Genomic DNA, 17,087 nt, shown 5'->3' with positions numbered 1-17,087 from the left:
GCCACTCCACTGCCTTTCAACCACACCCGGCCACAGTGCCGGGCTTTTCGTTTCAGAGGACAATATCATGAACATCATGCCCTCCGCCTCCAGCCCTGTTTCCACCGGCTTCAAGGTCGACATTTCCCGCGGAGAGCGCATTGGCCGCGTTTCGTCCGAATGGTTTTCGCGGCCGGACGACGAACGCTACCTCTCGCTCTCAGAACTCCACTATGCCGTCAAAACCAGGGCGGATCGTGCGCAGGTCCGGACCGTGGAAAGCTCGGCAATCCGGGTTGAAGCGACGCGCAACAATGCCGAGCGGCTGGAACTCGTCGTTCCCGGCGGACGCCAGTCGATCTCGCCAACCCATTGGAGCTACGGACAGCTCTGTAGTCTGGTTGGCGCGCCCGCCAGCTATATGCGGCAGCTTCCCGCGCCGCTGGCTGCGATCAACCTCCAGCATGGTCTGCTCAACAGCCGGTCGGAGCTCATCAAAACGCTCGAAATGGACGACGGCCGCACCGAGCTCAGGGCTGTGACAGGCCCGGAATATGGCAGGATCTGGGATAAGAATCTGGTCGAGGCCATAATGAGCATCGCCGGCAATGGGACCGGAGATACGATGTGGAAGATTCCAGGCCGACTTGACTGGGCCAGTATGACGCACAATCCGTTCGTCGATATCACCAAGGACACGACGACGCTTTATGCGTCGGATCGTGATGTCTTCGTGTTTTTGGTCGATGACACCCATCCGATTGAGGCCGGCCGTCTCCCGAACGGCGAGCCTGATCTGTATTTCCGCGGCTTTTATGCCTGGAACAGTGAGGTCGGCTCGAAGACACTCGGGATCGCCTCGTTCTATCTCAGAGCCGTGTGTGCCAATCGCAACATCTGGGGCTCCGAAAATTTCGAGGAAATCACCATCAGGCACAGTAAATTTGCGGCGCAGCGCTTCGCCCACGAAGCAGCGCCGGCGCTGACAAGTTTCGCCAATTCCTCGCCGGCACCCTTTGTCGCCGGTATCCGCGCGGCGCGCGAACGCATCGTTGCGCGCAACGATGAGGACCGCCAGACCTTTTTGCGCCGGCGCGGATTTTCGAAAGCGGAGACCGGCAAGATCATCGAGACGGTGCTTAGCGAAGAAGGTCGCCCGCCAGAAAGTATCTTCGATTTCGTGCAGGGGATTACAGCGCTCGCCCGCGGCAAGCCACACCAGGACACGCGTCTCGAACTCGAGGGTAAGGCCAAGAAGCTGCTCGAAAGCGCTGCCTGATTGCGCCCCGAAATCCTGCCTGATGCGGTCGAACGGTGTTCGGCCGCATCCGGTTGCTCTCGCCGCAGAATCCAGGATTATTCAATCGATGAAGACGTTGAACGTGTTCGGTTTAATTCACCGGCACTTTAGGGATATGACCCAGGACGGTGATCAGAGTGTTCACCACATACATCTGCGCGTGCATGTCCATGCGGGCCCGGATGTATTCGAGATGCTGAGCACCGCCGGTCGTCTTTCCGGATCTGTAGTCGTCGGGCAATGCCTGGTACAGCTGGTCAGCCTCCTCGACCAGACACCGACGGGTGCGGATGGCCTCGACGGTCAAGCTCTCCAGGTCCGCCTTGGAAAGCCCCTCCGTGAGCCCGAACACGGCACGAACTTCACAACGTTGTTCCAATGTCGTTGTCGCTAGATCCATTTCAATTCCACTCTTTGGCTTGTCTGCGATGCGCATCGACGACCCCTTCCTCTTGATTGGCATGGCAGCGTTCACGGCCATGGCAATTTCGGCATATCGCCTTCGGCGATGCGCCAGATCCACGGTGTCATTTCCGGGCGCGTCTTGATCAGCTCCGCAAGCGCTGCCTCGTAGTCTTCGCCGGCGCCGGCCGGCACGATGTACATCGCGACCGGACCTGGCCGTTCGGCCGCAAGGGTCACCGACACGACCGGTTGGTCCCGCGACAGGTTGAAACGCAGGCCTTTGACGCTCTTGCGCCGCCAGCTTGCCAGTTTCTCCAAAAGCCGTTGCTCGTGGACACTTTCGAACGGGATCCAGTTCTCATTGACCACCATCAGCGCAATTTCCTCGACGCTGGCTATGCCCGCGTCGGAAATTCCAAATGTCGCGATCATGATCAAATGCAACGCATCGCCGGTACCCCAAAGTTCAAGCTCAGTTTCATATTTGGCGCTCAGCCGTCTCCAGGCGTTTGCCTCGATCATGAAGGGGAAGGGGAGGTGGCGCACGAGGATTTTCTGCCCGTCTCGCGCAGCGGCAAATTCCTTCACTTCCGCAACCGCCACCATCAGCTTGCGCGGACCTGGCCCAGACGCCTGGGCACCGGCCAGCGCCGCTGCACGGCGGGCGGCAATCCCTTCCTTGTCTTCCTGATGGAAGGCCTCCGGCACGAACAGGATGTTGCTGAGCGGCTCGCCGCGAACATTCATTTGGCCTGCAGCATCGATGAGGCTTGCCCGGACGCGCCCCCAGCCGCGCTTGCCTGTCCACAGCGACATCCATTCGGTCAACTCGCCGGTATCCCAAAGATAATGCAACACGGCGCGCAGCGACAGTTTCTTTGCCTCATTGCGAACGCTCTCCGAGGCCTGCGAAGCCTCAGCCGCACTTGCGCGAGCGCCGCGCTTCGACAATGAGAAGTCGAGCTTCAGCACCGACGAGCCGGACGCCGCGTCGATCTGGATCGCGTTTCCGATCAAGGGGCCCAGACCCGACAGCTCGTAGGGCGGCTCGTAGGAGGGGCAGGCGCCATCGTGCGCCCCGCCGGTGAGCGGCATCCGCTTGACGAGATATTGCCCGTCCAGCCGCGCGATATACATCGGGACCGGTGGGTTCTTGCATTGGCATAGTGGGCGAAGCTTCTGTGCATAAGCCCGTTCAAGGCAACCCTGGAATTCGGGTGCGCTTTCATCCCACGCCTGTTCGCCAATCAGATAGTGCCGCACATCGCTTCCATGATTTTTTGTCGTCGAGACCACCGTCCAAACCGGAGTGAGGATGTAGCACAGGTTGCTGCGGTCATACTAGCGCAAAAGCAATAGTAAAATCTTGGAGTTGCTCTTTGGAAGCGCGGTGATGTCCACTGATACGGCAGGTGCACGGGCGTTCGGGCGAGTGCTGTTGGTTGCGGGAGAGGAAGAGAGGGGCCGGAAAGGGTTGGCCTGGCGGGGTTTGGAGAGCGCCCAGCGGGCCAGCCTTTACCTCGCTCTCGCCAAGGGTCTTCCCATGAACGTGATTTCTTGCCCTGTCGCGGCTGCTCCTGTCGATCGTCCAGATCCCGCAACCCGCGCAGCACACATCCATCAGGCCGCCACCACGTTGCTGCCATTCCTCGAACGCGGCCAGCAGATCATGAGCGCCGATCTTCGTGACGTCCTCACCTCCACCTTCGGCGGCAGCGATGCCCAAGGCGTCTGGGCGTGGAAAGACGCCTATGAGGCGACCGAGGTGGCACAGGTTCTGTTTCTCAACAAGTTCGGTGCGGCGCTGGAAGCCCGTGCCGCGTCGCCGCGCTCTGTCCTTTCGATCCTGGAAAAAGTGGCGCAGCTGGTGCCGACCCATACCCGCCGCTCCGAGGAGAGCCAGGCGCTGCAGCAGCTTTCCACGCCGCTGCCGCTCGGCTATGCCGCAGCACGCGCCGCCGGCATGACGGCGGCGGACATCGTTCTCGAACCCTCCGCCGGGACCGGCCTGCTCGCGATCTTCGGCGAAATTGCCGGCGCACGACTGGTACTCAATGAATATGCCGCGGTCCGGCGATCCCTGCTCGAGACGCTCTTCTCCGGGGCGACGGTTTCACCGCATGATGCTGCCCATATCGACGATTATCTCGATCCTTCGATCCGGCCGACCGTCGTGCTGATGAACCCGCCCTTTTCAGCAAGCCTGCATCGAGAAGGCCGGGTCGCCGACGCCGCCTGGCGGCATCTTGCTTCCGCCTTCGCACGGCTTGCTCCCGGTGGCCGGCTTGTTGCCATCACCGCTGCCAGCCTCTCGCCCGACAATCCGGCATGGCGTGATGCCTTCATCCGCCTGCAGGCGCAGGGCACGATCCTGTTGACGGCGGCAATCGACGGCAAGGCCTATGCCCGGCATGGCACGACGACCGAAACCCGCCTGACGGTCATCGACAAGATGCCCGCCGCCGATCCCGGACGCTGCGTGACCGCGCAGGCAACCACGCCAGACGTCGAGACCCTGCTTTCCTGGGTCGGAGATCTTCCGCCCCGCTCGCCTTCTGCAGCGCCGAAACTCATCGGCGGCCCCTCGAACACGCCGCGCCACGCCGGCAAGGCGATCGCATCCATGGCAGCCGGGCGCCCGGCAGCGAATGCAGCGAATGCCGGGCGATCGACCCTTCAGGCGGCGTGCGGCAAACCGGATCCGATCGTCGAACTCGTCTACGAGACGCGCGATGACATCGCGCCCGATAGCAGGCATGCGTCTGTGGGCATCTATGAACCCTACCGTCTGCAGTCGGTGCATATTCCCGGCGCCAAACCGCATCCGGACACGCTGGTCGAATCCACCGCGATGGCATCCGTCGCACCGCCAAAACCGTCTTATCGGCCTCATCTGCCGGAGCGCCTCATCGACGATGGTATTCTTTCCGACGCCCAGCTCGAAAGTGTGATCTATGCCGGCGAAGCCCATTCCGGTCATCTCGCCGGCTGGTGGACGGCGGATCAATCCTTTGACAATTTGAGCGCCGCCAATGAAGGCACCGACGGCGCTGTGCGCTTCCGCCGTGGCTGGTTTCTCGGCGATGGCACCGGCGTCGGCAAGGGCCGGCAGGTCGCCGGGATCATTCTGGACAATTGGCTGAAGGGTCGCCGCCGGCACGTCTGGATCTCGAAGTCCGACAAGCTCCTGGAAGACGCCCAGCGTGATTGGGCGGCGCTCGGCCAGGAGAAACTGCTCGTCACGCCGCTGTCGCGGTTTCGGCAGGGAACGCCGATCCGTCTCCAGGACGGTATTCTCTTCACAACTTTCGCCACCTTGCGCAGTGACGAGCGGGAAGGCAAACGCTCCCGCGTCCAGCAGATTGTCGACTGGTTGAGCGAGGACGCGGGAAGCCGCGCCGCCGCGACAGGGAGCACGAAGAGCTTCGACGGCGTCATCGCCTTCGACGAGGGGCATGCGATGGCAAACGCCGCCGGCGGCAAGTCCGAACGCGGCGCCAAGGCCGCCTCGCAGCAGGGCAGGGCGGGTCTGAGGCTCCAGCGCGCTCTTCCCGACGCGCGCATCGTCTATGTCTCGGCGACCGGTGCGACGGAGGTCGAGGCGCTTGCCTATGCCGAACGCCTTGGCCTTTGGGGCAGCGCAGATTTTCCGTTTGCGACACGATCGGAATTCGTCGCAGCGATAGAGGACGGCGGTGTCGCGGCCATGGAAGTGCTCGCCCGCGACCTCAAGGCAATGGGGCTCTACACCGCGCGATCACTCTCCTTCGACGGTGTCGAATACGAAATCGTTGAACATGAGCTCACCGAGGAGCAAGTTGGTATCTACGATTCCTATGCGAAAGCCTTCCAGGTGATCCACAAGCACCTGGAGGCGGCGATGGAGGCGGCCGGCATAACGGGCAAGAGCGGCACGTTGAACAAAAACGCCAAGGCGGCGGCCCGTTCTGCCTTCGAAAGTTCCAAGCAGCGCTTCTTCAATCATCTGCTCACATCGATGAAGACGCCGACCTTGCTTCGATCGATCAGCAAGGATCTCGATGAGGGGCATGCGGCGATCATCCAGATCGTCTCGACCGGCGAGGCCCTGACCGAGCGCCGGCTCGCAGAGATCCCGACCGAGGAATGGCGTGATATCCAGGTCGACGTCACGCCGCGCGAATATGTGCTCGACTACCTGATGCATTCCTTCCCGACGCAGCTCTTCGAGGAATTCTCCGATGCCGACGGCAATGTGAGCTCTCGCCTCGTTTTTGACGCCGATGGACGACCAGTGACGTGCGGGCAAGCCGTGGCCGCCCGTGATGCGCTCGTCGAACAGCTCGGCAGCCTTGCCGCGGTCCCGACCGCGCTTGATCAGATCGTCCAGCATTTCGGGACGGATCGTGTCGCCGAGATTACTGGCCGCGCCCGCCGTATCGTGCGGCGCGACGAGGCTTCCAGCATCGCGCGCTTTTCTGTCGAGAACCGGCCGGGTGCGGCCAATCTCGATGAGACCCGCGCTTTCATGGATGACGACAAAGCCATCCTGGTGTTTTCCGATGCCGGCGGGACGGGACGCTCCTACCATGCGGATCTTGCCGCAAAAAACCAGCGCCTTCGCGTTCACTATCTCCTGGAAGCCGGCTGGCGCGCCGATGTGGCGATCCAAGGTCTCGGGCGTAGCCACCGCACCAACCAGAAACAACCGCCGCTCTTTCGCCCGGTGACGACCAACGTCAAGGCGGAGCGTCGATTTTTGTCGACGATCGCGCGACGTCTCGACACGCTCGGCGCCATCACCCGCGGGCAGCGCCAGACCGGCGGGCAGGGCATGTTCCGGGCCGAGGACAATCTCGAATCCCAATATGCCCGCGACGCGCTGAGACAGTTCTACAACCTGCTCCATCTCGGCCAAATCGCGGGATGCTCGCTGTCGACTTTTGAGGCGATCACCGGCCTGTCGCTGACCTCGGAAGAGGGCGGCCTGAAGGACGAGCTGCCGCCGATCCAGACTTTCCTCAACCGGATGCTGGCGCTCACCATCGACATGCAAAACCGGTTGTTCGAGGCGTTCGAGCAGCTCATGGGCGCGCGCATCGAAGGCGCGATTGCCGCCGGCATCTACGATAAGGGACTGGAGACGATCGCTGCCGATAGCATGTCGATCACTGACCGGCGGTTGGTCTACACCCACCCGGTCACCAGCGCCCGGTCGCATCTCCTGACGATCGAACAGAAGAGCCGCAACCGACCGATGCAGCTTTGCGACGCCCAGGCCCTCGTCAGGCAGGACCCGCGTGCCCGGCTGATGATCAACGGCCGGTCGGGCCGTCCGGCGGTCATGATACCCACCCGCTCGATCATGCTCGACGACGGCTCTGTTGAGCCGCGCGTGTCGCTGATCCGGCCAATGGATGAGCTGCGTTTCGAACTGCGGCAGCTTGAGGAGACGAGCTGGGAGGAAGCCGATGAGCGTGCCTTCGCCGCGGCATGGGAGGCCGACGTTTCCGCCACGCCCGAATTTTCGCAGTCGACGCTTAACATTGTCAGCGGTCTCCTGCTGCCGATCTGGCGTCTGCTGCCGCAGGACTATTGCCGCGTCTATCGGCTTCAGACCGATGACGGCGAGCGGATCGTCGGCCGCGTTGTTCAGCCGGAGGAGATGGGCCGGCTTTGCCAGGCCCTTGGTATTGCCAATAATACGCTCGTCACGCCGGAAGCGGCCTGGGCCTCGCTTGTCGATGGATCGTCGATCATCGGTCTTGCCAGCGACATGACGCTCAGACGCGTCCGGGTGATGAACAACTACCGTGTCGAGCTCACCGGCTTTACCGACGGTATGCGCGGCTGGTTGACGTCGATCGGCCTCTTCTCGGAGATGATCGCCTGGAAGATGCGGATGTTCGTGCCGACGAGCGAGGAGGGGTCGGCGATCCTCAGCCGCCTGATGCAGCGCCATCGGCTGATCGACGTTGTGAGCCGGACGTGATGGGGGCGGTGCAGATGTTGACCGCTTCCGAACTGTCCGACCGCCTCGCGCAAAATGCCGAGGCGGTCTGCCGCCATTATCTCTCCGCCGGCCGCCGCGCCGGCAAATACTGGATCGTCGGGGACGTCGCCAACAACAAGGGCCGTTCGCTCTACGTGCATCTGACTGGCCCGCGCGCCGGCCGGTGGGCTGACGCAGCAACGGCTCAGTTCGGTGATCTGCTCGATCTTGTGCGCGAGAGTTGCGGCCTGATCGACTTCCGTGACGTCGCCGGCGAGGCCCGGCACTTTCTGAGCCTTCCGCAACCCGATCCACAATGCTCCCGAGAAGGCGATGGCCGTGCGGATGCGCCGATCGCAAGACCGCCTTCGGAGCGGGCGCAACGCCTGTTCCGGATGACGCGTCCGCTCGCCGGCACGCTTGGCGACGCCTATCTGCGGCAGCGCGGCATTTTGCGGGCAGCGACCCATGCGGCCCTCGGGTTTCATCCCTCGTGCTACTACCGCGATCTCGCGACCGGCGGGACGTCGACTTTCCCTGCACTAATCGCGGCGGTGACCGACGCAGACGGCTGCGTCACAGGCGTCCACCGCACCTATCTCGGTCATTCGGGTGAAGGCGGTGTCGGCAAGGCGCCGGTCGAAGCGCCGCGCCGCGCGCTCGGCGGTCTTCTCGGCAATGCCGTGCGATTCCGCTTTCCAGCCGGTGCTCCGATCCCGGTGACGGCAGCGGGTGAAGGTCTCGAAACGATGCTTTCGCTGTCGCATGTGATGCCCGCCATGCCGATGGTTGCCGCACTCACCGCCAATCACCTCGCCGCTTTCCGTCTGCCCGAGGGTTGTCGGCGCCTCTACATCGCCGCCGACGCCGATACCGCCGGCCGGCACGGTATCGAAGGCCTGAGCCGGCGGGCCCAGAGGCGCGGCGTCCTGCCCCTGGTGATCGCACCCGAACTCGGCGACTTCAACGAGGATCTGCGGCGGCTCGGACCGGACCGGCTCACCCGAAACTTGCGTGACCAGCTCGCGCCCGAAGACGCGAAAGCGTTTCTGCCTCCGTGATGATCGGGCCCGTGAAGGGCGGCGGGGTATCCGTCATGCGGAGAAGCGGGCTTTGAGGTGCCCGCCCGGTCGGCGCGCCTGCGGGCCTGTCGAGAGGCGACCCTTATCACGCGGGCGCATGGCCTTCAGCGGGTCAGTCAGGTTTCTTCCCCTGACGGGCCGATAATCGGCCCGTCATTCCTCGCGGGGCAAGAAACCCTTCTTCCGCCGCCCGGCGCTCCGCTGGGCCGCGGCGCGGGGCGCCGCGGTTCCGGCCCGTCTCCACGTGAAAGGGGTTCGCCGTCAGGCCGCGAGAGGCGCGGCCCAAACCAACGGAGACCACCATGAACCTTGCCCTTCCCCTCGACGACGGCTATGAGCCCCACCACGCTTCCTCCCCGACCGACCGCGTCATCTACGAGATGCAGCTCTACGGTCATCGTCCCTTCGCAGATGAGCCCGATCCGCGGCCGCTTCCCGAAGAGCCGGTCGTCCAGGGGGCACTGACCGCGATCTTCGGCGCCCTCGTCGAAATGCTCGGCGACACCCGGCTCGAGCCGGATCTCGAAGACCTGCTCTGGTCGTCGGTCAACCTCTTCCATCGTGCCGGTGAGCGCATCCAGCGCGAGCTTCAGCGCAACGAGGATGCCCAGCGCAGTGGGCAGAGCGAGCAGGACGGGTCGGAGGTGAAAAGCGTCGAGCTCGAGCGCCATATCGCCGAGGGCATCACGCTCCTGGAACGCCGCAATGCCTTCGAATTCATGCGCGACTACGCTGGCGATCTCTTCGAGGCGCAGACCGGATCGGCCTGGCGTCCGCGCACCGGCTCCAAGGTCAGCCACGCCAACATGACGGCGGCGATGATCGACTCGAAAGACTTTCTCTCGGCCCGCCGCCGCGCCGAGACCGAGGTGCTGATCCCGGCCGGCACCAAGATCGCCTTTTCCGGCGGCACGGACTACAACGATCATCAACGGATCTGCGCAAAGCTCGACCAGGCCCACGCCAAGCATCCCGACATGATCTTGTTGCACGGTGGTTCTCCGAAAGGGGCCGAGCGCGTCGCCGCTTGCTGGGCCGAAGCCCGCAAGGTCACGCAGATCACCTTCAAGCCGAACTGGGCGAAGCACGCCAAGGCGGCCCCCTTCCGCCGCAATGACGAGATGCTCTCGGTCATGCCGGCGGGCGTCATCATCTTCCCAGGTTCCGGAATCACGGACAATCTCGCCGACAAGGCCCGGCGCCTCGGCATACCGGTCTGGCAGGTTGCTCCGGACGGCGCGTGAGCGCCGTTTTCCTGCAGATCGGGAGAATCCGGATGGTATGGCAATCTATGAAGGAGCACGGCAATGCGGCAATTTACGACAGGCGATCTCAACAAGGTTGGCGACGTTATCGACGCTGCTGCCCGCGAACCCATTGTCCTCACCAGGCACAGGAAACCCTGCTTCGTACTGAGAGCTGTGAGTATTGCCAGCGGATGCGTGCCGGAGGCGATCCTCGCGGCGCCCATCGCGTTTCCGATATGCCGGAGGAACATAAGGAACTCTTCGCCGCGGAGATTGATCGGCTGGCGCGCGGCAAGGGGTATGACGATGAGCCGTAAGTTCTTGCCTGGTCGGGTGATTACCTATCCCGGGTGCGGCAATGGCGTGCGGCCGGTGGCGCAAAAGGCGGCCTGAGCCATCTGCACTTCTGGCGGTCGCGACCCAGCTTCCTCGGGGTGATCGAGGCGCCGTGTAGGTTTCCGATTGAGTTATTCGAGCGCATTCAGGATCGCCTGCAACGTTTCCAGCGCGACTTTGTACTTGTCTTCTGGCATGCGCTCCAAGTTCTGCAATTTCCAGCGGACGGCCGGCAGCTTGTCCGCTCCATCGACGCCAAGCAGCGACCAGTCAGGGTTCCGGGATTTGAAGGATATCAGAAATCGCTTCTGATTGTCGGTCAATGCCTTGTTGATCTCGACGACCAATCGCTCCCGCACGCCCAGAAGCTCGTCGAGGCTGACCTCTTCCTGAGCCATTTGCAGAAACTCACCTTTGTAGAGGCCGGCAATGTCCTTCCGCACAGGGCGCAGCAGCTCCCCCATCGTGCGATTATGGCTGATCAAGTACACGACGAACGTCTTCACGAGATCGGGCGTTAGTCCCTCGGTCTGGAGTAGGAGCTTCACGTCGAAAAGATCGCATGGATGCTGGCGATCGAGAGCGGCGCAGATTTTGCCGGCATAGGGTCAGGAAACGAGAGCAACGGCATCTCGACGTAGCCGAATCTCTCTTCAACGCTGGGCGAAAACTCCCGCAGCTCTTCCGGGAAAGCCGATCCGCGAAGGACGGGCGACAGCTCGATCTTGATGCGATCACCAGCCTGCATGACGAAGAGCCTGAGCGCGTCGGCGCGATCCTGGAATGACCGGATGATGTCGACGTCTGACATTGCTTTTTGGATCGTATCGGCAATGCGGCCAAGTGCAGCTGTGATGTTCTTCAGCGCTGTCTCGCGATCGTCCATCGGCAGGTAGACGAGGTCGATGTCGACAGAGAGCCGCGGTAGGTCTCGAACGAAGAGATTGATGGCCGTGCCGCCCTTCGGGGAGCAACGAGAGGCAGAATGCGTGTCAGGAGCCTGACTTGTCTGTAATAGGGGCTGGCGGTGTCCACATATCCTCCGGAACGGTTATCATGTACTTTGCGTCGAGCCTGCCGCCCTTGATCAGCATCCTGTTTCCGCTACCAAGCCCGAGCTCATCGAGTGTTTCGGCCGGAGGCAGTTTCTTGAGCCACGTGTAGGAATGGCGCTCCGCCATCCAATAGAAGAGTCGCCTCACTTTGACCTGGGTACACTTTCGTAAAAGCCTCTCCATCACGCGCGGCGAGAGCGTCGTCATACCCTGCAGAAGCTGCTCGGCATGTTTGAAAGATATCGTCTCCGGGACATCCTGAAGGACTTCGAGATACGCTCGCTCCGGCGAGGACAGGGTAAATGGCCAGGCGCTTTTTCGCTGCCCGGGGATGTTCGGCCTGGAAAGGATCCGCTCCTGCGTTTCGTATTCGAAATTGACAAGACCGGTCGCACCCAGACCTGGGAGAGGAAGGTGGCGGACAAACTCCACATCTGGGAGGCCGGTTATGAGCCATTTTGGAAGAGGGTCCTTGCCGAACAGGTGCACCTGGCGCCTGTGTGAGATTGGGAGATAGTGCGCGAAACCCTGCTGTTCGAGCGCGGTCAATCCACCTGGTGTCAAATCCAGGCGGAACATATTCTGCAGGGAGGCAACCGCGCTCTCCCAGTTCATCCGCGTGCTCGGCCGCAAATAGACGCCATGCGCTATCGGTTCGAGCTGACGCCCCTTCAGGAGATTGTCTACGGCATGTCGGTCCATGGACGGATCCTGACGCATGAGCCACGACTTGCTGACCGGCATTCCCTCTGGGAGCAGGTCTAGAAGGCGATATCGTCTGTCGGCATCAAGGGGCATCGTTTAGCATAAGCTCCAGTTGCGGCGATGATCGCCGCAAACTCTAGGTCAATACAAATACCACACGCATGGAGTTTATCAAAATAGAAAAATACGGCGATGATCGCCGCAAGTTCATGAATTTAAAACCAGGAGAACCGGAATTCCAGCGTAGTGATTGAGAAGGTGCCTCTATCGTCGCGGTGCTCAAACCTCATGTCCGTCTGCGCCACAACACTTAAGGCGGATTTTTGACCGGGACGAAACGCAAATAATCACGATGCGTTTTCCAACGTACAAACAGATGCTGCGACTTGACGCTTCACGGCTCGTCTTGTTCATTTGCGGCATGTTCAAAGCCCTCAATGCCCTTCAGATTCGCGTTTCGCTCGACGAGATCGAGCCAGCCATCTGGCGTCGTCTCGTCTTGCCGTCGCATTGGAATCTCGAACAATTGCATCTTGCCATCCAGGCGGCCTTCAATTGGTGGAACTATCATTTGCACGAGTTTCGGATCGGCGGGCTACGCTATGGCGACGTGGCGCTGCTGACGGAGGATGCTTTCGACGACGATCCTCGCGTCTTTGATTCCCGGGAGGTGCGGCTTTGCGATTTCGAGCGGCGCGCAACGTTCACCTATATCTATGACTTCGGCGACAACTGGCGCCATACGGTCTCGGTTGAAGAGTTCGTGGCGCTGAATACCGCCCCGAAACATGGCGCCTGCATCGAGGGTGCGCGGGCAAGGCCGCCTGAGGATGTCGGCGGCGTGTCCGGTTATGAGCGTTTCCTGGAAATCATGTCGGACAAGTCCGATCCCGAATATGCGGAAACGAAACGATGGTGCGGCGGGTATTTCGATCCGGACTGGTTCGACCTTACGATCGTCGACAAGGACGTTCGCAACGCGTTGCGTTCAAATGTCCGCCGGCGCCTCCATCAGCCGAAGCCCTCATCACAGCGCAACAAATCGGAAAACTGACGGACAAAGCGAGCGGTGCTCTCTTCGTCTGACGACACCACTCGGGCATTGTCCGCTCAAAGAGGTCGATTAGATCAAAGGTTATCTCCAAATATGTCTGAGCTCATTACTTTCCAAGGCCTGCAGTTCAGCATTCAAAATCGTCCTGGCCTTGTCACCCGCATCCGGGCTCGCCAGGCGCTGCGCGCTTATGAGAGGGCGAAAGGTCCCTATCTTTGGTTTGAAGCGGAGTTCGAGCGACTTGAGACGCTTCGCGAGGCTGCTAACCGGGGTGGCATGATCTCATTCGACAAGGGCCGGAAGCCGACGAGGTTGCCGTTGCTGACGTCGAGCGCGAGATGGATCGCATCAACAAACGTTTCGGTGCGTTGGCGGAACCCTTACTCAAGGCCCGAGCCGCTTTCACCCGCGCCAAACAGTCCACGCAGCGCGTTTTGGAAAAGGTCGGGTTTGAACCGGTCGAGGACGAGGTGTCGGACGGCCCATAAGTCCGAGGGATCGGCGACCAACGTGTGGTCATGGTCGTTCCTTCCTCAGCTCAGAAGACCATTGACCGAAAACCGGCTGATGTAACCGCGTGCATCAGCCGTGTTCTCAGGCGTTCATGGAATTTCCACAAGTTCCGACCGGGGTATAGCCTCTCTGGCGTTTCCGTCGCACCAATTCCAGAAAGTGTGACGCGGCGTCTCGCTCCGTCGAAAAGACATCGCGCTTTTCGCCGCCTCGACTGCCGATCCGGCCCCATGCGCGCACAACCGCGGCCTCACCGAACAATGTCGTTTCGATCGACAACATGTAATAGCGTGCCAGGTTGCGACTGGCATCGACACGCTGGCAGTAGAGTTTGAATGGATAAAGTGCCATGCGGCAAATATCGCTGGCATGAGCAAAACTGTCCAACGAGAGTTTTGAATCGTTTACCGCCGACCGATTCACGACGTTGATATATTGCAAGCACCCGTTGGTTCGCATGACACCGCAAACCTGGTAGCAGCGGCAAAAACCGGTCGCCGGAAGGTGCGCTGCAGCAGGCGCATGGCTGCATTGCACAACAATGAGTTGCTTTTGGTCAAAAAACAGGCATTCTGCACACAGCTGATGCACATGGTGGTTTCTCCTCCCAGTGCCACCGCACCAGCTGTTCCCCTCTGGAGGTTAAATTACCCTTCACACCTTATGGGCCGCGGTCTTCCGTCGGCCCTTTTTTCTGCCTGTCGATGACAAGCTGGCGAAGCGGCTATCGAAGCTATCCGCCTACCTATGCCCTGCCGATAGGTCAGTCGAACGTGCTAAAGGGATGGAGCGAAGCAGTTTTGTAAAAAGACATGAAGCATCTGCGAGCATCTCAATTGCTGAATGCTAAGTTTAGTAAGCAGCGCAGACATCACGTTTGGTCACTGTCGCCTCCTCAGGAGCAACACTTCAAATCAGAATGCTACCCAAAATTACCCAATACCGCGCGGAAGCACCGCACGCCTGTTTTCGAGCGTGATACCGTCCGGTCCATGTTCGCCGTTGAGGATACGCCGAACAGTGCAAACTTGGGAGGATTCTATGTTTAAGCCATTGGCGGCGTTGCGTTGCCGATCCAAAATTCGCGTCCAGTTGCTGCTAGCCGGTGCGGTCCTCTCGACCTCGCTTGTGCTTGGGTCGAGTGCGCATGCCGATGATATAAATTGGCGTCAGTATGAAGGTACGACGATTACCTGGGCCTACGATATCCATCCGTATGCGGATGCGGTCGCGGCACAACTACCCGAGTTCGAAAAGCTCACAGGGATCAAGGTCAAGCCGGAGCTTTACCCGGATGATTCATACTGGAGCAAGCTCACTATCCAGCTCACGACGAAGTCGCCGGCCTGGGACGTCATAGGAACCGGTATCCAGCCGGCATGGGATCTCGGCGAAACGCTGGAACCGTTGAACAAGTATCTCGAAGACCCAAAGCTCACGTCTTCCGACTATGACTACAAAGATTTTTTCCCGGCGCTTACAAGCGCACTGACTTGGAACCTGACCGACGGCCAGATCGAACCCGACGACAATGGGAAGGTCTGGGCCATCCCCCACGCCTTCGAGAACATTCAGCTCTTCTATCGGAAGGACATTCTCGACAAGTATAAGGTTCCCGTGCCAACGACGCCTCAGGAAATGGGCAAGGCATGCGACGCGCTCAAGGCTGCAGATCCCAAGATAACACCGCTTGGCGTGCGAGGCGTCCGCTTCTGGAGCAGCATCCACACCGCGGCGGTATCGATCGCCAAGTCGTATGGCGTCCAAGACTTCGTGGTAAAGGACGGGAAGCTAGACTCGGGGCTGGACTCGCCGGAGTCCATTCAATTCCACAAAGACTATGTGGAAATGATCAAGAAGTGTGCGGCGCCGTCGTTCGCGAACGACAACTGGTACCAGGTTGTCGACGGCATTTCGTCCGGACGCACCGCCATGGCGATCGACTCGAACATGTTCGGCTTCTGGAACGACGTCGCGGGTCAGCCGGCATCCGGTAAGATTGCCTTCGCACCGCCCCCTCGCGCACCCGACGCGAAGATCTTCGAATCCAATATCTGGATCTGGTCACTCGCAATGAATTCGGCATCGAACCAAAAGGGTGCCGCTTGGATGTTCATCCAATGGGCGACGTCGAAGAAGGTCGACCTAGCCGGCGCCGTTGCAGGAAAGCTGGTCAATTCTCCACGGCAATCCACATGGGCCGACAAGAGCTGGGTGGAATACGCCTCCAAGCCGGAATTCAACAACTTCGTCGAAAGCTTCAAGTCGACGCAGGATCGAGCCAAGCTCGCTTTCACGCCAAGAGTTGGATTTAGCGAAGCGATGAACGCCTGGGCTGTCGCCATGCAGAAGATGGTGAGCGGAGCAGACGTCGAATCGACTCTCCACGATCTCGCCGAAGAAATCCGTTCGGGTCTCTAGTCGCGCGCGGTGGGCGGCCCCTGCGCCGCCCTCTCTCGATTGCATGGATATGGAGAAAACCTATGAGCCTGCGTGTTTCAAGGGCGATGTCAGCCAATGCGGCGCCGGCCGTAACAGCAATTCACAGATCTTCGATCACTGACGAGGAGGCAAGAAAGTTCGATTGGGGCAGCGCACTGGCGATAGCGCCGGCGGTCCTTATACTTCTTGGCTTCCTGTTCCTCTTCTTCTACGGCGTCTATCAGTCGCTCACCGATCTCAAGCTCGGTCGAGCAACTGTCAAGTTCGTCTGGTTCGCAAACTACGCATATCTGCTAAAAAACCCCGACTTCTGGAACAACGTCCGCGTCACCGTGACGTACGCATTCAGTGCTGTTGCCATCGAAGCGGTCCTGGGCTTCGCGATCGCAAAGCTCTTTGCAACGGAAGTCCTTCTCGCCCGAATCCTGAAGCCGGTGATACTTCTGCCCCTCGTCCTGCCGCCGATGAGCGTAGCTCTGATGTGGACGACCATGATGGACCCGCAGAGCGGCATCTTGAACTATCTGCTCTCGCTTGTGGGAATCCCACCTATGGGCTGGATTGCCAATCCAAATTCCGCGCTGCTTTCCGTCATCCTGATTGACGTGTGGACCTATACGCCTTTCTTCACACTCATCCTCTTTGCCGGCCTCCAGGGCATAACAGACGATATCAGGGAGGCTGCCCGCATCAACGGTGCAAAGGGGTGGGCAACTTTTACCAGGATCGAGCTTCCGCTCGTCGTCCCGTACCTGTTGATAGCCGTCCTTTTCAGGCTCATCGAATCCTTGAACCAGTTCGACATCATCTTCGGCACCACCCAAGGCGGCCCAGGCAACAGCACATCCGCTCTGTCCGTCCAGGCCTATGTTACCGCTTTCCAGAATCTGACGTTCGGCCGCGGCGCCGCGATGATGGTCGTCAACTGGCTGATAGTCCTCGGAACGTCGATGCTGACTGTGAAGCTCTGGCAAGCTGCCCGTAAGCGTGTGGGCTAG

General features: G+C 60.6%; 14 protein-coding genes and 1 pseudogene. 9 read left to right on the top strand and 6 right to left on the bottom strand.

Going from position 1 to position 17,087, the window contains the following annotated elements:
* Positions 1-67: 67 nt before the first annotated feature.
* Positions 68-1,258 (top strand): DUF932 domain-containing protein, encoded by a 1,191-nt coding sequence (locus tag N8E88_RS02855; RefSeq protein ID WP_262291015.1) that lies wholly within the window; start codon positions 68-70, stop codon positions 1,256-1,258.
* A gap of 112 nt (positions 1,259-1,370) precedes the next feature.
* Here N8E88_RS02855 and N8E88_RS02850 read toward each other — a convergent pair whose 3' ends face one another.
* Positions 1,371-1,679 (bottom strand): transcriptional repressor TraM, encoded by a 309-nt coding sequence (locus tag N8E88_RS02850; protein WP_262291067.1) that lies wholly within the window; start codon positions 1,677-1,679, stop codon positions 1,371-1,373.
* A gap of 71 nt (positions 1,680-1,750) precedes the next feature.
* Positions 1,751-2,947, bottom strand: a complete 1,197-nt coding sequence (locus N8E88_RS02845) for a DUF1173 domain-containing protein (protein WP_262291014.1) — start codon at positions 2,945-2,947, stop codon at positions 1,751-1,753.
* A gap of 280 nt (positions 2,948-3,227) precedes the next feature.
* Between N8E88_RS02845 and N8E88_RS02840 the strand changes: the two genes are divergently transcribed.
* The 4 genes and pseudogenes from N8E88_RS02840 to N8E88_RS02825 all read left to right on the top strand — a co-directional run bounded on the left by N8E88_RS02840 (position 3,228) and on the right by N8E88_RS02825 (position 10,301).
* Entirely contained in the window at positions 3,228-7,655 is a 4,428-nt protein-coding gene (locus N8E88_RS02840; RefSeq protein WP_262291066.1) for a bifunctional class I SAM-dependent methyltransferase/DEAD/DEAH box helicase, read from the top strand.
* A gap of 14 nt (positions 7,656-7,669) precedes the next feature.
* A complete protein-coding gene (locus N8E88_RS02835; RefSeq protein ID WP_262291013.1) occupies positions 7,670-8,716 on the top strand; it encodes a DUF7146 domain-containing protein in 1,047 nt (348 codons plus the stop codon).
* 323 nt (positions 8,717-9,039) lie between these two features.
* Positions 9,040-9,981, top strand: a complete 942-nt coding sequence (locus tag N8E88_RS02830) for a DUF2493 domain-containing protein (protein ID WP_262291012.1) — start codon at positions 9,040-9,042, stop codon at positions 9,979-9,981.
* Between the two features lie 63 nt (positions 9,982-10,044).
* Positions 10,045-10,301: pseudogene (locus N8E88_RS02825) on the top strand (type II toxin-antitoxin system prevent-host-death family antitoxin).
* Positions 10,302-10,451: 150 nt separating this feature from the next.
* Here N8E88_RS02825 and N8E88_RS31455 read toward each other — a convergent pair.
* From N8E88_RS31455 to N8E88_RS02815, 3 genes are all read right to left on the bottom strand, one after another.
* Positions 10,452-10,868 carry a hypothetical protein gene (locus N8E88_RS31455; RefSeq protein WP_315975196.1) on the bottom strand — a complete coding sequence of 139 codons (417 nt, stop codon included), beginning with the start codon at positions 10,866-10,868 and terminating at the stop codon, positions 10,452-10,454.
* Positions 10,865-11,227 (bottom strand): nucleotidyl transferase AbiEii/AbiGii toxin family protein, encoded by a 363-nt coding sequence (locus N8E88_RS31450; RefSeq protein WP_315975200.1) that lies wholly within the window; start codon positions 11,225-11,227, stop codon positions 10,865-10,867. Before N8E88_RS31450 ends, N8E88_RS31455 begins: the two co-directional genes overlap by 4 nt.
* A gap of 85 nt (positions 11,228-11,312) precedes the next feature.
* Positions 11,313-12,095, bottom strand: a complete 783-nt coding sequence (locus N8E88_RS02815) for a type IV toxin-antitoxin system AbiEi family antitoxin domain-containing protein (protein WP_262291065.1) — start codon at positions 12,093-12,095, stop codon at positions 11,313-11,315.
* A gap of 406 nt (positions 12,096-12,501) precedes the next feature.
* Between N8E88_RS02815 and N8E88_RS02810 the strand changes: the two genes are divergently transcribed.
* Together N8E88_RS02810 and N8E88_RS02805 are read left to right on the top strand one after the other, a co-directional pair.
* Positions 12,502-13,134, top strand: coding sequence for a plasmid pRiA4b ORF-3 family protein (locus tag N8E88_RS02810; protein ID WP_262291064.1), 633 nt, complete (start codon positions 12,502-12,504; stop codon positions 13,132-13,134).
* A gap of 338 nt (positions 13,135-13,472) precedes the next feature.
* A complete protein-coding gene (locus N8E88_RS02805; protein ID WP_262291011.1) occupies positions 13,473-13,622 on the top strand; it encodes a hypothetical protein in 150 nt (49 codons plus the stop codon).
* A gap of 106 nt (positions 13,623-13,728) precedes the next feature.
* On the opposite strand, the gene N8E88_RS02800 is transcribed toward N8E88_RS02805, so the two are convergent.
* Complete coding sequence (locus tag N8E88_RS02800) at positions 13,729-13,998, bottom strand: WGR domain-containing protein (protein ID WP_262291010.1); 270 nt, start codon at positions 13,996-13,998, stop codon at positions 13,729-13,731.
* 690 nt (positions 13,999-14,688) lie between these two features.
* Between N8E88_RS02800 and N8E88_RS02795 the strand changes: the two genes are divergently transcribed.
* The gene (locus tag N8E88_RS02795; RefSeq protein ID WP_262291009.1) at positions 14,689-16,068 is read left to right on the top strand and encodes an ABC transporter substrate-binding protein; all 1,380 of its coding nucleotides are present in this window, start codon (positions 14,689-14,691) and stop codon (positions 16,066-16,068) included.
* 62 nt (positions 16,069-16,130) lie between these two features.
* Complete coding sequence (locus tag N8E88_RS02790; protein ID WP_262291008.1) at positions 16,131-17,087, top strand: carbohydrate ABC transporter permease; 957 nt, start codon at positions 16,131-16,133, stop codon at positions 17,085-17,087.

The sequence above is a fragment of the Phyllobacterium zundukense genome, assembly GCF_025452195.1.
In the GTDB taxonomy this organism is placed as follows: domain Bacteria; phylum Pseudomonadota; class Alphaproteobacteria; order Rhizobiales; family Rhizobiaceae; genus Phyllobacterium; species Phyllobacterium zundukense_A.
Note: the sequence above shows the minus strand (reverse complement) of the source record. Positions and strands in the feature narration are given on the sequence as shown.